The 15,571-nt window shown below is 65.6% G+C and carries 15 protein-coding genes; 6 read left to right on the top strand and 9 right to left on the bottom strand.

Annotation, left to right across the window (positions count from 1 at the left end; all coding sequences use genetic code 11):
• The first annotated feature begins 66 nt into the window (after positions 1 to 66).
• The 3 genes from leuS (at position 67) to holA (ending at position 4,317) form a co-directional block, all read left to right on the top strand.
• A complete protein-coding gene (gene leuS, locus V2L18_RS16160) occupies positions 67 to 2,679 on the top strand; it encodes a leucine--tRNA ligase (RefSeq protein ID WP_336179324.1) in 2,613 nt (870 codons plus the stop codon).
• Entirely contained in the window at positions 2,666 to 3,196 is a 531-nt protein-coding gene (gene lptE, locus V2L18_RS16155) for an LPS assembly lipoprotein LptE (RefSeq protein ID WP_336179323.1), read from the top strand. The genes leuS and lptE overlap by 14 nt, the downstream gene beginning before the upstream one ends.
• Positions 3,197 to 3,276: 80 nt before the next feature.
• Positions 3,277 to 4,317: a DNA polymerase III subunit delta gene (gene holA, locus V2L18_RS16150; RefSeq protein ID WP_336179322.1), complete on the top strand. Its 1,041-nt coding sequence runs from the start codon at positions 3,277 to 3,279 to the stop codon at positions 4,315 to 4,317.
• A gap of 37 nt (positions 4,318 to 4,354) precedes the next feature.
• On the opposite strand, the gene V2L18_RS16145 is transcribed toward holA, so the two are convergent.
• From V2L18_RS16145 to V2L18_RS16135, 3 genes are all read right to left on the bottom strand, one after another.
• Positions 4,355 to 5,926: a GMC family oxidoreductase gene (locus V2L18_RS16145; RefSeq protein WP_336179321.1), complete on the bottom strand. Its 1,572-nt coding sequence runs from the start codon at positions 5,924 to 5,926 to the stop codon at positions 4,355 to 4,357.
• Positions 5,927 to 5,976: 50 nt separating this feature from the next.
• On the bottom strand, positions 5,977 to 6,558 hold the full coding sequence (locus V2L18_RS16140) for a gluconate 2-dehydrogenase subunit 3 family protein (protein ID WP_336179320.1): 582 nt from the start codon (positions 6,556 to 6,558) through the stop codon (positions 5,977 to 5,979).
• A 71-nt stretch (positions 6,559 to 6,629) separates the two neighbouring features.
• A complete protein-coding gene (locus V2L18_RS16135) occupies positions 6,630 to 7,025 on the bottom strand; it encodes a VOC family protein (RefSeq protein WP_336179319.1) in 396 nt (131 codons plus the stop codon).
• A 225-nt stretch (positions 7,026 to 7,250) separates the two neighbouring features.
• Between V2L18_RS16135 and V2L18_RS16130 the strand changes: the two genes are divergently transcribed.
• Together V2L18_RS16130 and V2L18_RS16125 are read left to right on the top strand one after the other, a co-directional pair.
• Positions 7,251 to 7,553 (top strand): ribbon-helix-helix domain-containing protein, encoded by a 303-nt coding sequence (locus V2L18_RS16130; RefSeq protein WP_336179318.1) that lies wholly within the window; start codon positions 7,251 to 7,253, stop codon positions 7,551 to 7,553.
• A gap of 66 nt (positions 7,554 to 7,619) precedes the next feature.
• Positions 7,620 to 8,810: a pyridoxal phosphate-dependent aminotransferase gene (locus tag V2L18_RS16125; RefSeq protein ID WP_336179317.1), complete on the top strand. Its 1,191-nt coding sequence runs from the start codon at positions 7,620 to 7,622 to the stop codon at positions 8,808 to 8,810.
• Between the two features lie 66 nt (positions 8,811 to 8,876).
• Here the strand turns inward: V2L18_RS16125 and V2L18_RS16120 are convergent, their stop codons facing one another.
• The gene (locus tag V2L18_RS16120; protein WP_336179316.1) at positions 8,877 to 9,884 is read right to left on the bottom strand and encodes a putative sulfate exporter family transporter; all 1,008 of its coding nucleotides are present in this window, start codon (positions 9,882 to 9,884) and stop codon (positions 8,877 to 8,879) included.
• Between the two features lie 192 nt (positions 9,885 to 10,076).
• Here V2L18_RS16120 and V2L18_RS16115 point away from each other — a divergent pair, with 192 nt between their 5' ends.
• The gene (locus V2L18_RS16115; RefSeq protein WP_336179315.1) at positions 10,077 to 10,982 is read left to right on the top strand and encodes a LysR substrate-binding domain-containing protein; all 906 of its coding nucleotides are present in this window, start codon (positions 10,077 to 10,079) and stop codon (positions 10,980 to 10,982) included.
• Here V2L18_RS16115 and V2L18_RS16110 read toward each other — a convergent pair.
• The 5 genes from V2L18_RS16110 to V2L18_RS16090 are packed head-to-tail and all read right to left on the bottom strand — an operon-like array spanning position 10,968 to position 15,363.
• Entirely contained in the window at positions 10,968 to 11,771 is an 804-nt protein-coding gene (locus V2L18_RS16110; protein WP_336179314.1) for an alpha/beta hydrolase, read from the bottom strand. The two genes, V2L18_RS16115 and V2L18_RS16110, sit on opposite strands and share 15 nt — an antisense overlap.
• Positions 11,768 to 12,829, bottom strand: coding sequence for a branched-chain amino acid ABC transporter permease (locus V2L18_RS16105; protein ID WP_336179313.1), 1,062 nt, complete (start codon positions 12,827 to 12,829; stop codon positions 11,768 to 11,770). The genes V2L18_RS16110 and V2L18_RS16105 overlap by 4 nt, the downstream gene beginning before the upstream one ends.
• 8 nt (positions 12,830 to 12,837) lie before the next feature.
• Positions 12,838 to 13,866, bottom strand: coding sequence for a branched-chain amino acid ABC transporter permease (locus V2L18_RS16100; protein WP_336179311.1), 1,029 nt, complete (start codon positions 13,864 to 13,866; stop codon positions 12,838 to 12,840).
• Positions 13,863 to 14,588, bottom strand: coding sequence for an ABC transporter ATP-binding protein (locus tag V2L18_RS16095; RefSeq protein ID WP_336179310.1), 726 nt, complete (start codon positions 14,586 to 14,588; stop codon positions 13,863 to 13,865). The genes V2L18_RS16100 and V2L18_RS16095 overlap by 4 nt, the downstream gene beginning before the upstream one ends.
• Complete coding sequence (locus V2L18_RS16090; protein WP_336179309.1) at positions 14,581 to 15,363, bottom strand: ABC transporter ATP-binding protein; 783 nt, start codon at positions 15,361 to 15,363, stop codon at positions 14,581 to 14,583. Before V2L18_RS16090 ends, V2L18_RS16095 begins: the two co-directional genes overlap by 8 nt.
• Between the last annotated feature and the right edge of the window lie 208 nt (positions 15,364 to 15,571).

Here is a 15,571-nt window from a genome sequence, read left to right as displayed (position 1 = left end):
TTTCTGGTGACTGTCCCGCCGACGCAATTCCTTACACTCCCGCGGAAAAAGAAGACGGCGATATCAATGGCGAGCGAGCGATACAACGCGCGCGAGGCGGAAGCCCGGTGGCAGAAGGTCTGGGACGAGAAGGCGGTCTTTCAGACCGACAACGACGATCCGCGGCCGAAATACTATGTCCTTGAGATGTTCCCGTATCCTTCGGGCCGCATCCACATGGGGCATGTGCGCAATTACGCCATGGGCGACGTGGTCGCGCGCTACAAGCGCGCCAGGGGCTTCAACGTGCTGCACCCGATGGGGTGGGACGCCTTCGGCATGCCGGCGGAAAACGCCGCGATGCAGAACAAAGTCCACCCCAAGGGCTGGACCTACGACAACATCGCCACCATGCGGACGCAGCTGAAGTCGATGGGCCTGTCGCTCGACTGGGCGCGCGAGTTCGCGACCTGCGATGTGGAATACTACGCTCAGCAGCAGCATCTGTTCCTGGATTTCCTGAAGGCCGGTCTCGCCTATCGCCGCAAGTCCAAGGTGAACTGGGATCCCGTCGACATGACCGTGCTCGCCAACGAGCAGGTGATCGACGGTCGCGGCTGGCGTTCCGGCGCCGTCGTGGAACAGCGCGAACTGACCCAGTGGTTCTTCAAGATCACGGCCTATGCGCCGGAACTGCTGGAGGCGATCGGCACGCTCGACCAGTGGCCGGAAAAGGTCCGGCTGATGCAGAAGAACTGGATCGGCAAGTCGGAGGGCCTCAGGGTGCGCTTCGAGTTTGCCGAACCTGCGCCCACCGGCGACGAAGTGCTCGAGATCTTCACGACGCGTCCCGACACGCTGTTCGGCGCGAGCTTCATGGGCCTTTCCGCCGATCATCCGATCACGGCGAAGCTTGCCGAGACAAATCCGGCCATCGCCGCCTTCGTGGAGGAGTGCCACCGCATCGGAACGAGCGCGGCGGCCATCGAGACGGCGGAAAAGAAGGGCATCGATACCGGCCTGAAGATCCGCCATCCGTTCGATCCCGAGCGCGTGCTGCCGGTCTACGTCGCCAACTTCATCCTGATGGATTACGGTACCGGCGCCATTTTCGGCTGTCCGGCGCACGACCAGCGCGACCTGGACTTTGCCAACAAGTACGGCCTGCCGGTCACTCCGGTCGTTCTGCCGAAGGATGCCGATCCTGCCACCTTCCGCGTCATGGAAGAGGCCTATACGGGCGAGGGCACGATCTTCAATTCCGATTTCCTGAACGGGATGGAGATCGAGGCTGCGAAGGACGAGGTCGCGAGCCGGCTGGAAGCGCGCATGGTGGGCGGCGCGCCGCAGGGCGAGCGTCAGGTTAATTATCGCCTGCGCGACTGGGGCATCTCGCGCCAGCGCTACTGGGGCTGCCCGATCCCGATCATCCACTGCGACGATTGCGGCGTGGTGCCTGTGCCGGTCGAGGATCTGCCGGTCAAGCTGCCCGACGACGTCACCTTCGACAAGCCGGGCAATCCGCTGGATCGTCATCCGACCTGGAAGAACGTCGCCTGCCCGCAGTGCGGCAAGCCCGCGCGGCGCGAGACGGACACGATGGACACCTTCGTCGATTCGTCCTGGTATTTCGCGCGCTTCACCGCGCCCCATGCGTCAACGCCGACCGACATGGCGGCGGCCGACGGTTGGCTGCCGGTCGATCAGTATATCGGCGGCATCGAGCACGCGATCCTGCATCTTCTGTATTCGCGCTTCTTCTCCCGCGCCATGAAGGTGACGGGCCACATGAACGTGGAAGAGCCGTTCAAGGGCATGTTCACGCAAGGCATGGTCACACACGAGACCTACCGTGCGCCGGACGGCGCCTGGCTGAACCCGGCCGAGATCCGCATCGAGGGCGAGGGCGGCGAACGGCGCGCCTTCCGCCTGTCCGACGGGGCTGAAGTGACCATCGGCTCCATTGAGAAGATGTCGAAGTCGAAGAAGAACACGGTCGACCCCACCGACATCCTCGGCGCGTACGGTGCGGATACGGCACGCTGGTTCATGCTGTCCGACAGCCCGCCGGAGCGTGACGTGATCTGGACCGAAGAGGGCGTGCAGGGCGCGCACCGGTTCGTTCAGCGCGTCTGGCGTCTGGTCGGCGACATCGCGGAACGGATTCCTGCTGCCGGGCCGCGGCCCGGCGGCTTCGGCGATGCGGCAACCGAGATCCGTCGCGCCACGCACAAGACGCTTTCCGGCGTCGAGCACGATATCGAGAACCTCGGCTTCAACCGGGCCGTGGCCAAGCTCTACGAGCTCGTCAACACGCTCGCCAAGGCAGCGGCCGCATCGTCGCCGGCGGACGACCTCGCATGGGCGATCCGCGAGTCCGCGCGCTATCTCGTCCAGATGATGGCGCCGATGACGCCGCATCTGGCAGAGGAATGCTGGCGCGTGCTCGGCCACGAGGACCTGCTGGCGGAAGCCGACTGGCCAACGCTTGAGGCGGATCTGCTGGTGGAGGACACCCTCCTCATGCCGGTGCAGGTCAACGGCAAGAAGCGGGCGGAGTTGACCATCGCGCGCGATGCGTCGCAATCTGACATCGAAGCGGCCGCTCTGGCTCTGGAAGCCGTGCAGCGGTCGCTGGAAGGCCGTGCGCCGCGCAAGGTCATCGTCGTTCCTCAGAGGATCGTGAATGTCGTTGTCTGATTTTACCGGCCGCTTTCGCGTCCTTGGTATCGTTTGTGCGCTCGCCGTCCTGGCGGGCTGCAACGTTCGCCCGCTTTACGGGACGGTCAGTCCCGGCAACGTGCCGGCGCAGGAGGAGCTGACCGCGATCGAGATCGATCCGGCGGACGACCGCGTCGAGCAGGTGCTGCGCAACGAGCTGATCTACGCGTTCCAGCGCGGCGGCGAGGCCGCGCCGGTCCGCTACCGGTTGAAGATGATCGTCAACTCCTCCAAGTCGTCCGTGGCGGTGGAGGAGCTGTCCGACGTGCCGGCGGCCTATCTGGTTCAGATGACCGCCAGCTTCGCCCTGACGGATGTGGCCACGGACCGGACGCTTCTGACCGGTTCGTCGTTCGCCAACGCCTCCTACGACTTCTCCAACCAGCGCTTTGCCAACCTGCGTGCTGCGCGCGATGCCGAAGACCGGGCGGCGAAGGTCGTGGCCGACGACATCCACACCCGGATCGCGGCCTATTTCGCGGAAAAGAACGGCTAGGCGGGCGGTCCTGCGCCGGAGCGTCGTCCGCCCGGCCATCCGTGCGGGATCGACTGCTCGCCGAAACTCGGGATCTCACCATGGTCGCGCTGAAACCTGCCGAGATCGATCGTTTCATCGCGAACCCGCCGGCCGACACCGTGGTCGTGCTCGTCTACGGGCCCGATGCGGGGCTCGTCAGCGAGCGCGCCAAGGCGATCGTGGAGCGTGCGGCCAAGGGCAATGACGATCCGTTCAGCCGCGTGCGGCTCGATGCCTCCGAACTCACCTCCGATCCGCAACGGCTCATCGACGAATATCTCACCGTTCCGCTCTTCGGCGGCCAACGCATCATCTGGGTGCGCGACGTGGGCGCGAAGAACCTGTCGCCCGCGGTCGAGCCCGTCCTGAAGGCGGACGGCGGCGATGCCCTCGTGGTCATCGAAGCGGGTGACCTGAAAAAGGGCACGGGCCTTCGTAAGACGATCGAGGGCGCGCGCAACGCCGTCGCGCTGCCATGCTATGCCGACGCGACGCGCGATCTCGACCGGCTGATCGACGAGGAAACGCGCGTCGCGAACCTGACGATCACGCGGGAGGCGCGGGCCGCCCTGCATTCGCTGCTCGGCGCCGACCGGCTCGCCTCGCGCGGAGAGATCTCCAAGCTCTGTCTTTACGCCCTGGGAAAGGGCCGTGTGGAGGCCGAGGATGTCGAGGCGGTTGTAGGCGATGCCTCCGCCTTCGCGCTCGATGCGCTGATCGATGCGGCGGCAAGCGGCGATCTGGTAACGCTCGACCACGGTCTCGACCGGCTCGATGCTTCGGGGCTCGATGCCTCCGTCATCGCAGGTCAGGCCTTGCGCCGCTTTCAGTGGCTGCAGATGGCGCGCGCCGAAATGGAGGCCGGCGCCGCGCCGGACGATCTCGTCAAGCGGGCGCGACCGGCGATCTACTTCAAGCGCCAGCCGATGGTCGCGCAGCAGATCCGTCTGTGGACGCCGCCGCGCGTCGCCCGAGCGCTGGAGATCCTCAACGAGGCGACCTTCAAGTCGCGCACCATGCCTCATCTGTCTCAGGCCGTGGTGTCGGACACGCTGCTGACCCTGGCGCGCGTCGCCCGCAGCGCCGGCGGGCGACGGTAGGAGATCGCGCCCGCCGGCCTGCTTCGTGTGCCCCGGCCTACAACGTGCCCGACGCCATCTCCTTCGCGATGAATTCCGCCTGCCGGATTGCCAGCGAAACGATCGTCAGCGTCGGATTTTCCGAAGCCCCCGTCGTGAATTGCGACCCGTCGGAGACGAACAGGTTGGCGATGTCGTGGCTCTGGCCGTGCTTGTTGACCACGCCGTCGCGCGCCTTTTCGCTCATCCGGTTGGTGCCCAGATTGTGTGTGGAGGGGTAGGGCGGCGTCGGGAAGGTGCGCGTCGCGCCCACCGCGTCATAGAGCGCCGATCCTTGTGCATAGGCGTGGTTGCGCATGGCGATGTCGTTGGCGTGGTCGGAGAAGTTGACGTTCGCCACCGGCATGCCGAAGGCGTCCTTATCGGTGCCGTGCAGGGTGATCCGGTTCGTCTCCTGCGGCATGTCTTCGCCCACGAGCCACATGCCGGCCATGTTCTCGTACTCATCCAGCGCGCTCGTGAACGAGCGGCCCCAGCCGCCGGGGTTGAGGAAGGCCGCCATGAAGGGCAGGCCGAGCGACAGCGTCTCCATCTCGTAGCCGCCGACGAAGCCGCGCGAGGTGTCGAGCTTTGCCTCGTCGCGCACGATGCCGGCCATGGTGGTGCCGCGGTACATGTGCACGGGCTTCTCGAAGACCGCATAGACCGAGCCGGTCATGTGCCGCATGTAGTTCCGCCCCACCTGACCGGAAGAGTTGGCAAGCCCGTCCGGGAACATGGACGAGGCCGAATTCAGCAAAAGGCGCGGGCTTTCGATGGAATTGCCGGCGACCGCCACGATGCGGGCCTTCTGGCGCTGCTCGTTGCCGTCCTTGTCGGCGTAGACGACGCCGGTGACCTTGCCCGCCTTGTCGTGCTCGATCCGGAGCACCTGTGAATTGGGGCGGACCTCCATGTGGCCGGTCGCCTCGCCCTTGGGGATTTCGGTGTAGAGCGTCGACCACTTCGCGCCCCACTTGCAGCCCTGGAAGCAGAAACCGGTCTGTTGGCAGGAATTGCGCCCGTCGCGCGGCTGCGAATTGATGGCCATGCGACCGGTGGAGCATTCGCTGTAGCCGAGCTTGTCGGCGCCGGCCTTCATGATCTTGAAGTTGTTGTTGCCGGGAAGGCCCGGAATGCCGTTCGTCCGGGTCACGCCCATCTTGTCCTCGGCGCGGGCGTAGTAGGGCTCCATCTCGGCAAGCGTGATCGGCCAGTCGAGCAGGTTCGCGCCGTCGAGCGCGCCGTAGTGCGTCAGCGCCTTGAACTCGTGCTCCTGGAAGCGCAGCGAGGCGCCGGCCCAGTGGGTGGTGGAGCCGCCCACCGCCTTGACGATCCACGCCGGCAGGTTCGGGAAGTCCTTCGCCACCCGCCAGTCGCCCGACGTCGTGCGCTTGTCGGTCCAGGCGAGCTGGGCAAAGCTCGCCCATTCGTCGTTGATGAACTCGTCGTATTCGTGCCGGGCGCCGGCTTCCAGAATGACGACGTCGATCCCCTTCTGGGCGAGTTCGTTGCCCAGCGTTCCGCCGCCGGCACCCGAACCGATGATGACGACCACGCTGTCGTCGGAATGCTCAAAGGGAGCAGCCATGGTGTTTCCTCCGTATCGTCTTTGTTCTTTTCAGGCGCGGTAACGCGCGCTTACAACCAGTCGATGTCGTCGAAGCCGCGGTGGATGTAGCCGCCCTTGGAATAGGACTCGCCCTCGTATCCGAAGAGCGGCCAGATCTCGTGCTGGTTGTAGAGGGAGACGACAAGGCCGCTCCGCACGGCCTGGAAGAAGGGGCTGTCCTCGATTTGGCGCAGGACGGCGACGCGCTCCTCCTCCCAGCCGAGGCCGCGATAGCCGCCGGCGCCGGCACGTGCGTCAAGATCGCCGATGCCGCCCTCGATCAGGTCGCGGTGGGTCTCGTTCTCGGCGGCCTTGGTGTCGTGGTCCTTGACGGCGATGGCGTAATAGCGGTCGACAAGGCGGTCGTGGGGGTAGATGTCGCGCGCCATCTGGATGAGCGTGGCCATCGTCTCCGGCTTCAGGGATTGCGTCTCAAGGCCCCAGGCCTGGCTCGGGCAGATGACGGCGCGCCCGGAGATGACCAGAAGCGCCCCCAATCCGGTTGCTGCCGTGCCGCGCAGGAGCGCGCGTCTGGAAAGACCGGCGCTTTTTGTGCCCGGATGCGCACCATCGTCCGGGCGCGCGGCCCGGCCGGAATAGATCGTCGGCATTGTCTCATTCCTCCCATTTCAAAAGGCGCTGCCGCCGGCCTTCTCCTCCAATCGGGCCGGCGGCGGGGATCTCAGTGGTATCGGCCGTGTTTCTGCAGTACCTCGATCTTGTAGCCGTCGGGATCCTCCACGAAGAAGAAACGCGCCATCAGGGCGCCGTCGCGATGGAATTCCTTGATGTCCTTCGGCGTCAGGCCCGCCGTCTGGAACCGGGTATGCTCGGCATCAAGATCCTCAACGCAGAAGGCGACATGGCCGTAGCCATCGCCGAGGTCATACGGCGTCGTGCGGCCCTTGTTGACGGTCAGTTCCACCTCGAAATCCGCATCCGCGTTGCGCAGATAGACGAGGGTGAAGTCGTCGAAATCGTAGCGGTCTGCGACGTCGAGGCCGAAGGCGGTCTTGTAGAATTCGACGGAGCGGGCCTCGTCAAGAACGCGGATCATCATGTGAATGGCTTTTGCCACCGGATACCTCCGATTGTTATTCGATGCCGTGCCAGCAGCGGCGTTTGGCGGATAGTATGAACGCAAGACGCCAAAAGTGGTGGCAGTTGACTACCACGACCGTTCGCCCGAAGGGCCTTTGCGAATTGTCCTTGCCCGAAAGCACGCTTGCGCAGGCTGGCTTCAGCACGAATACTTGGCCGACCTGCGGCGCAAGAATCCGCAAGGCATGGGAGAAAAAGGCACATGTGCAGGGTATTCGCCGGACAGGACCCCGCCGGCTACAAGCAGATCAACCGGTCGGTCCGTATCGCCGGGCATTCCACCTCCATCCAGCTGGAAGCGACCTTCTGGGCGCTTCTCGACGAGATCGCCGCGGGCCAGGGCCTCACCACACCGAAGTTCCTATCCCAGCTCTATGACGAGGCGCTCGAGATCAACGGCACGATCCCGAATTTCGCCTCCATGCTGCGCACGACCTGCGCCCTCTATCTCAAGGGCCACCGGCCGGAGCCGGAAGAGGTTGCGGTACTGAAAAAGATCGCCTGACGCCTGAACGCGGAGGCTGGACGGCAATGATCCGCACACCGATGCGGGCGGAGGGAAAGGACGGGCATGCTCACCACGATTGCCGGATTTGACCGGATCGGCGAGGAAAACGCGTTCGCCGTGCTGGCGCGGGCGACGCAGCTTGCATCGCAAGGGCGCGACATCATCAATCTCGGCATCGGCCAGCCGGATTTTTCGACGCCCGAGCATATCGTGGAAGCGGCGATAAGGGCGCTGCGCGACGGCCACCACGGCTATACGCCTGCCACCGGCATCGCCCCCTTGCGCGAAGCGGTCGCGGCGGATCTCGCGAGGCGCACCGGCGTCGAGGTCTCGCCCGAACGGGTGATCATCGTGCCCGGCGGCAAGGTGACGATGTTCGCCGCGATCTTGATGTTCGGCGAGCCGGGCGCGGAGATCCTCTATCCCGATCCCGGTTTTCCGATCTATCGCTCGATGATCGAATTCACCGGCGCCACGCCTGTGCCCGTGCCGATCCGCGAGGAAAACGGCTTCGCCTTCCAGGCCGACGAATTGCTGGGTCTGATCACCGACAAAACCCGGCTCGTCATCGTCAATTCGCCCGCCAACCCGTGCGGCGGGGTCACGCCAAGGGCCGAGATCGACAGGCTCGTTGCGGGGCTGGAAGGTCATCCCCATGTCGCGATCCTCTCCGACGAGATCTACGGCCAGATGACCTATGACGGCGAGGAACACGTATCGCTCCTGACGTACCCGGAAATACGCGACCGGTTGATCCTGCTCGACGGCTGGTCGAAGACCTACGCCATGACGGGCTGGCGGCTTGGCTATTCGGTCTGGCCAGAGCCGCTTTACGACAAGGTCCGGAAGCTGGCGGTCAATGCTTGGTCCTGCGTGAACGCGCCGGCGCAATATGCCGGGCTGGCCGCGCTCACCGGCCCACAGGATGCGGTTGCGCAGATGGTTGCGGAGTTCGACGCGCGCCGCAAACTGGTGGTCGACGGGTTGAACGCGATCCCGGGCGTGTCCTGCATCCTGCCGAAGGGCGCCTTCTACGCGTTTCCGAACATCGCGGCCACGGGCTGGAAGGCCAAGGCGCTGGCTTCCGCGCTGCTGGAGGGGGCGGGCGTGGCGCTCATCGGCGGCCCGGATTTCGGCACGCTCGGCGAGGGCTATGTGCGCGTTTCCTATGCCAATTCGCAGGAGAACATTTCTCGCGCGCTGGAGCGGATGGAGACGTTCCTGGCCGAGGGTAAGGTGGCGATGCGCGGGTAGAGGCGCGTTATCCTCGCCGCGTTGTGGAATGTGTGCCGGTGACCCATCTGCGACGCCATGCTCTTGTCACTGAACCGCCAGCAGCTGCAACAGGCCCGCGCTCAGGCATCCCAGCACGAGCAGCGACAGGGTCGCCGCAAGCATCACGCGCCCGCCGGCATGGGCAAGGGTGCGGATATCGACGGTGAGGCCGAGCGCCGCCATGGCGACGATGGTGAGGATGCCGGACCCTTGCGTCAGCGGCGCAATCACCGCGTCGGGGATGAGGTTGGCCGAGCGCAATGTCATCATGACGAGAAAGCCGATGATGAACCAGGGCACGAGCGTGCGCAGGCCTGCGCCGCTTTCGCGGTTGCCCGGCATCATCCCGAGGGTGAAGATCACCGGCCCGAGCATCAGTACACGGACGAGCTTCACCAGCGTGCCGACCTGGACCGCGACCATCCCCGCCGGGGCGGCTGCCGCGAGCACCTGCGGCACGGCATAGACGGTGAGCCCCGCCAGAACGCCATAACGGGTTTCGCTGAGCCCGGCGAGCGCGCCGATCGCCGGCAGGAGCAGCACGACGGATATTCCCAGAACCGCGGTGAAGGCGATGGAGGCGGCGACGTCGTCGCTTTCGGCCTTGATGACCGGGGCGGTCGCGGCGATGGCGGAGTTGCCGCAGATCGCGTTGCCGCAGGCGACCAGCGTGGCGAGCCGGGGCGGCAGCCCGAGTGTGCGGCCGATGCCGTAGCCGGCCGAAATCGCCAGCACGACGATCAGCGCGATGCCGCCGACGAGTTCCGGCCCGGCCGCCTGGATGGCGCCGAGACTGATGGTTCCCCCGAGCAGCACGATCGCGACCTCCAGCACCTGCTTCGCCGCGAAATCGACTCCCGGACGCAGCATGCCGTGAAAGGGCAGGCCGGAGCGCACGACCGCGCCCAGCAGGATGGCGAGAACCAGGCTCTCCAGCCAGTCGCGGCCGAAAAGCCAGATCTCGATCCGGGACAGCAGGAAGGCGGCGGCGGCAACAGCGAGGCTGGCGAGCAGTCCGGGCAGGACGCGGGCGAGGAAGCGGGGCAGGTCCATGAGAGCGTTTACCAGAGGGTGGGAATGGCCGGACGCTCGCATGGAAAATCATTTTATTCCATGGGATAATATTGGATATTTGTTTCAATAAAATCGAACGATAGAGCATGCCGGCCGCATTTCGGATGTCCGCCATGCGGTTGGCCGGCCCGCTCGTCGTGGTGTGCGTCGGCATATCTCCGTCGGAATCTCATGACCTTCGAGCAGCTTTCCATCTTCGTCGCCGTGGCCGAACGCGAACATCTGACGCGGGCGGCGGAGGCGTTGCATCTGACACCGTCAGCGGTGAGTTCTGCCTTGCGGGCGCTCGAGGGCCATTATGGGGTGCCCCTGTTCGACCGGGTGGGGCGCGGGCTAGTGCTCAACGAAAACGGGAGGCTGTTTCTGGGCGAGGCCAAGGCGGTTCTGGCGCGCGCGGAAAGCGCACAGCTCGTCCTTGCGGAGCTTGGCGGGTTGCGCCGTGGGCGTCTGGCGGTCGCCGCCAGCCAGACGATCGCGGGATACTGGCTGCCGCCCTTCATGATGCGGTTTCACGCCATCTATCCCGGGATCGAGCTTTCGCTATCGATCGGCAACACGGCGACGGTCGCCGGCGCGGTTGTGGCGGGCGAGGCGGACATGGGTTTCGTGGAGGGGCATGTGGATGTTCCCGCCCTCAAGGTCGAGAAGATCGCCGAGGATGCGTTGATCGTCGTGGTGGGGGCGGATCATCCCTGGGCGGATGGACGGGCGGTCGCGGCCGGAGATCTGGCGACCGGCAGCACATGGGTGCTGCGTGAACGCGGATCGGGAACGCGGTCGGAATTCGAGGCGGCTCTCGCCGCGCGCGGGGTTGCGGCGGAAAGCCTTCAGGTTGTTCTGGAGCTGCCCTCCAACGAGGCGGTGCTTTCCGCCACGCGCTCCGGCATGTGTGCCACCGCGATTTCCGCCTCGGTCGCCGGTCCGCTGCTCGGTCAGGGGGATCTCGTTGCGGTCAACCACCCGCTGCCGGCGCGCGCCTATTCGCTGCTTCACCACCGGGAACGGCGGCTCAGCAAATCGGCCACCGAGTTCGTCAGCCTGTGCAAGGGGGAGGCGCCGCCCTCAGGCAATGGTTGAGAGGGTGCGCAGGAGGTCGGTGAAGGCGTCCGCCTCTTCCAGATGCGGTGCATGGCCGGAGCGGGCGAAGTCGTGGATGTGCCCGTCCTTCAGCCGTTCCGCCTGCCATTGTGCAACATCGCGCCCGTAAAGCGCGCTGCGGCTGCCGGAAACCAGATGCACCGGGATTTCGATCTTGCGGATCAGCGGACGGAAATCCTGCGCGGTGAGCGAGGCCCACATGGGGGCGATCAGCGCCGGATCGGCGGCCAGCATCTCGCGCTTGGCATAGGCGAGCAGGTCCGGGTCGGGCGTCAGGCCTTCGGCGAAGATGCCCTCGGCGACCTTTTCGCCGACCTGTGGCCAGTAGGCGGAAATGGCGGCGAGCACGTCCTTGTTGTGCTCGGCGTCGTTGCCGTTGCGCGTGCCGAGACGCCAGGTCTCGTCGTTCAGCACCTTCGGCGTCATGTCCTCGGTCAGCAGGACGGCGACGCGGTCCGCGCCGTGGCGCTCGATCAGCGCGAAGGCGACATGGGCGCCCATCGACCAGCCGGCGAGCAGCACCCTGTCGAGACGCCGCTTCTCAAGCAATGCCTGAACCGCGTCGGCAGCCGTCTCGATGGTGAGGTCGACCGCATCCTTCGTTTTCCCGTGTCCCGGCATGTCCGGCGCGATGACCAGCGTTTCCTCGGCAAGCGCCTCGCCTTGCCGGTCGAAGAAACCCCCGTGGCACGACCAGCCGTGCAGCAGCACGATGGGCAGCATCCGCGGGCTTTTCACCCCGCTTTCGCGAATATGGAGACGGCTCATTTCGCTTCTCCGCGCAACCGGCCGACAATCCCTGTCGGGAAGAAATAGACCGACAGGATGAAAAGGACACCCAGCCACAAGAGCCAGCGTTCCGGCGCGATCAGCTCCGACAGCAGGGGGATGCCGGCGGTGGCTTTGGAGGCGATGCCCATCAGATCCTGCAGGTAGGTCTGGGCGAGGATGAAGATCGTCGCGCCGACGACGGCGCCGTACATGGTTCCCATGCCGCCGATGACGACCATCAGCAGGATGTCGATCATGATTTCCATCGAGAGCGTGGTCGCGGGCCCAGTGTAGCGCAGCCAGATGGCGAGAAGCGACCCGGCGAGCGCGGCGACCACCGCGGAGAGCACCGTCGCCCCGGTTCTGTACCAGACGACGCGGTAGCCGATGGCCTCGGCGCGGAAGGGATTGTCGCGCACGGCCTTCAGCGTCGTGCCGAAGGGCGAGTTGACGATCCGGAGCAGGACGAGGAACAGGATCAGGCTTGCGAAGAAAATCAGGTAGTAGGCGACGAGCCGGCCGTTGAGGGAAACGTCGAGGATCCTGTCCTTCATCAGCCGGAACGCCGGGGTCAGCTCGCGCGGAATGCGGTAGGTGAGCCCGTCCTCGCCGCCGGTGAAGGCGGAGAGCTGCGAGACGAGCACGGCGAAGGCCGACGCGATCGCCAGCGTCACCATGGCGAAGAAGATGGCGCGCACGCGCAGCGAAAAGAGCCCGATCAGCAGCGCAAGGACGGCCGCGACCAGCGCGCCCAAAAGGGTGCCGAGACCCATTGCCCAGAAGCTCGGTCCCCAGGCGTCGAGCGCCAGTGCCGTTCCGTAGGCGCCGATACCATAGAACATGGTGTGCGCGAAGGAGACGATGCCGGTGTAGCCGAGCAGCAGGTCATAGCTTGCCACCAGCACGATGAAGATGGCGATGCGTGCGGCGGTGTCGAGCGACTTGATGCCCGGAAACAGGAACGGCGCAAATAGCAATGCCAGGCCGATCAGCAGCACGATCAGCGACAGCAGGCGGCTGCGGGGCGTATCGCCGGAGATGAGTTTGACCAGCATCACGTCCCTCACTTCGCCTTGACCACGGGATAGAGCCCCTGCGGTCGCCACATCAGCACTGCAACCATCAGCGCGATGGTGGAGACGAGCGCGACCTTGGGAACGAGGAAGGCGGCGTAGTTGGAGAGAAGTCCGACGAGCAGCGCGCCGATGAAGCAGCCCTCGACCGAGCCGAGCCCGCCGATGATGACGACGACGAAGACCAGCACCATGATCTCGCTGCCCATCTGGGCTGTGATCGTCTCCTGATAGAGCCCCCACATGACGCCGCCCAGCCCCGCAAGCGCGGACCCCGCCACGAACACCCACAGAAACAGCGCCTTGATGCGATAGCCGAGCGCCTCGACCATTTCGCCATTCTCCACGCCCGCGCGCACCAGAAGGCCGATCCTGGTGGAGCGCAGGATATGGCGCATGGCGAAGAACAGGATGAGACCGATGGCGACGGCGAGGATCCGGTATTTCTCGATCGCCGCGCCGAAGACGACGACCGAGCCCCGCAGCGTTTCCGGCCGGGCGATATGGAGCGCGTCGGGACCCCAGATCACGTGGATCATCTGTTCAGTGACGATCAGTCCGCCCATGGTCACAAGGATCTGCTTCAGGTGGAAGCCGTAGACCGGCATGACGATGACGCGCTCGAACAGCCAGCCCATGGCGCCGGTCGCGATCATCGCGGCGAGGATCGCGAGCAGGATGGCGGAGATGTTCATCACGATGTCCGGCGTGCCGGTCCAGCCCGACAGCACGCCCAGCACGGTGACGCCGACGAAGGCGCCGACGGCGACGAAGGCGCCGTGGCCGAAATTGATCACATCCATCAGGCCGAAGACGATAGTAAGGCCCGACGCCATGATGAAGATCATCAGCCCCATGGCGAGCCCCGCGACGGTGAGCGTCAGCCAGGTCGTCGGATCGCCGATGGCGATGAGGCCGAGAGCCGCCAGAACCGGGGCCAGCAGCAGCGGCGCGTGCTCCCCGAGCCTTTGCGAGAAGGACAGCTCGTCGAAGCGCGGGCGGATGCGGTCGTCGCTCATTGGTGCGCCTCCAGGCTCAGCCCCATCAGCCGCTCCTGAAGGCTCGCGTCGGCGCTCAGGTCCGCCATGTCGCCTTCATGAATGATGTGCCCGTCATCCATCACCGCGACCGTGTCGCCGAGTGCGCGGGCCATGGAGAAATTCTGCTCCACCAGCAGGATCGTGGTGTCCGTTTCCTTCAGTTGCCGGAGCGCGGCGGTCATCGCCTTGATGATGGCCGGCGCCAGCCCCTTGGTCGGTTCGTCGATCAGGATCAGCTCGCGCGGCTCGATGATGGCGCGGGCCACCGACAGCATCTGTTTCTGTCCGCCCGAAAGTGTGCCGGCCGGCGAATGCCAGAAGGTTCTGAGGGGCGGAAAGAGATCGCAGATCCAGTCGAGGCGCTTACGGTCGGGCGCGCCGGAGCGTGCGGCAAGCGTCATGTTCTCCTGAACCGTCAGGTCGGTGAAGATGCCCATGTCCTCGGGAACGAAACTGATGCCGAGTTTGGCGATGGCCGGCGTGTCGAGCCCGGCGATATCGCGGCCGTGGAATCGGATCGTGCCGGCGCTCGCCTTCCACAGGCCCATTATGGTTCTGAGCGTCGTCGTCTTGCCGGCGCCGTTTCGCCCGAGCAGCATGGCGACGCCGCCGGCCGGCACCGCGAGATCGACCCCGTGCAGGATGTGGTAGGGACCGATATGGGTGTGGACGCCGTCGAGCGTCAGAAGCGCCTCAGCCATCGACATGCTCCTCTTCCGGCTCGCGGCCGAGATAGGCCTGCTGCACGATCGGCGAGGCGATCACTTCGGCCGGCTCGCCGTCGGCCACCAGCGCGCCGTTGTGCAAAACGATGATGCGGTCGGCGAGCGAGCGGATCACGTCCATCTTGTGCTCCACCAGCAGGATCGAGCGGTCCGCGTCGCGCTTCAGCCCGGCGATCAGATCGAGGACGACGGGCACCTCGTCGACGCTCATGCCGGCGGTCGGTTCGTCGAACATGAGAACCTGCGGCTGCAGCGCGATCAGCATGGCGACTTCCAGCTTGCGCTGGTCGCCGTGGGAGAGCGAGGCGACCGCCTGGTCGGCCTTTTCCATCAGTCGCACTTCGGCCAGCACGTGTTCGGCGCGCTCGATCAGTTCCACATGCGAGGTGGCGACGGAAAAGAGGTCGTGACCGCGCCGTGCCCGGGCCTGCGCGACAAGGCGCACGTTCTCGCGTGCGGTCAGGCTCGGAAACAGGTTCGTCAGCTGGAAGGCGCGGCCGATGCCCCGGTCTGTCCTCGCGGCGACGGAGAGGCCGGAGATGTCCTCGCCATTCAGGAGCACCTGGCCGGAGGTCGCGGTGAGCTGACCGGAGATCAGGTTGAAATAGGTGGTCTTGCCGGCGCCGTTCGGGCCGACGATCGCGGTCGTCGTGCCGCGCTGGAACGCGCAGGAAACCGCGTCAACGGCGACGTGGCCGCCGAAGCGGATGGTCAGGTCGCGGGTCTGGAGGACGGGGTGTTCGGTAGGCATTGGCGATCCGGGTGTTCTTCGGCTTGTCGACGGGAAGCCGCCGAAAGCATGTGCCGCTCTTTCCTGCCTTCCTCATCCCGGACAAGCGAGGCGAAGCCGAGCGCAGATCCGGGATCCAGCGACCAAGCGGCGCGTAGCGCCTCAATAGGGTCTTGTGAGGAAGGCGGGTTTTCCTGCGAAAGCAGCGCTTCGCGCTACTCATTGCGCT

Origin of the sequence: Breoghania sp. JC706 (genome assembly GCF_037026715.1) — a bacterium.
In the GTDB taxonomy this organism is placed as follows: domain Bacteria; phylum Pseudomonadota; class Alphaproteobacteria; order Rhizobiales; family Stappiaceae; genus Breoghania.
The sequence above is the reverse complement of the archived record's forward strand: the minus strand, read 5'-3'. Positions and strand labels throughout refer to the sequence as shown.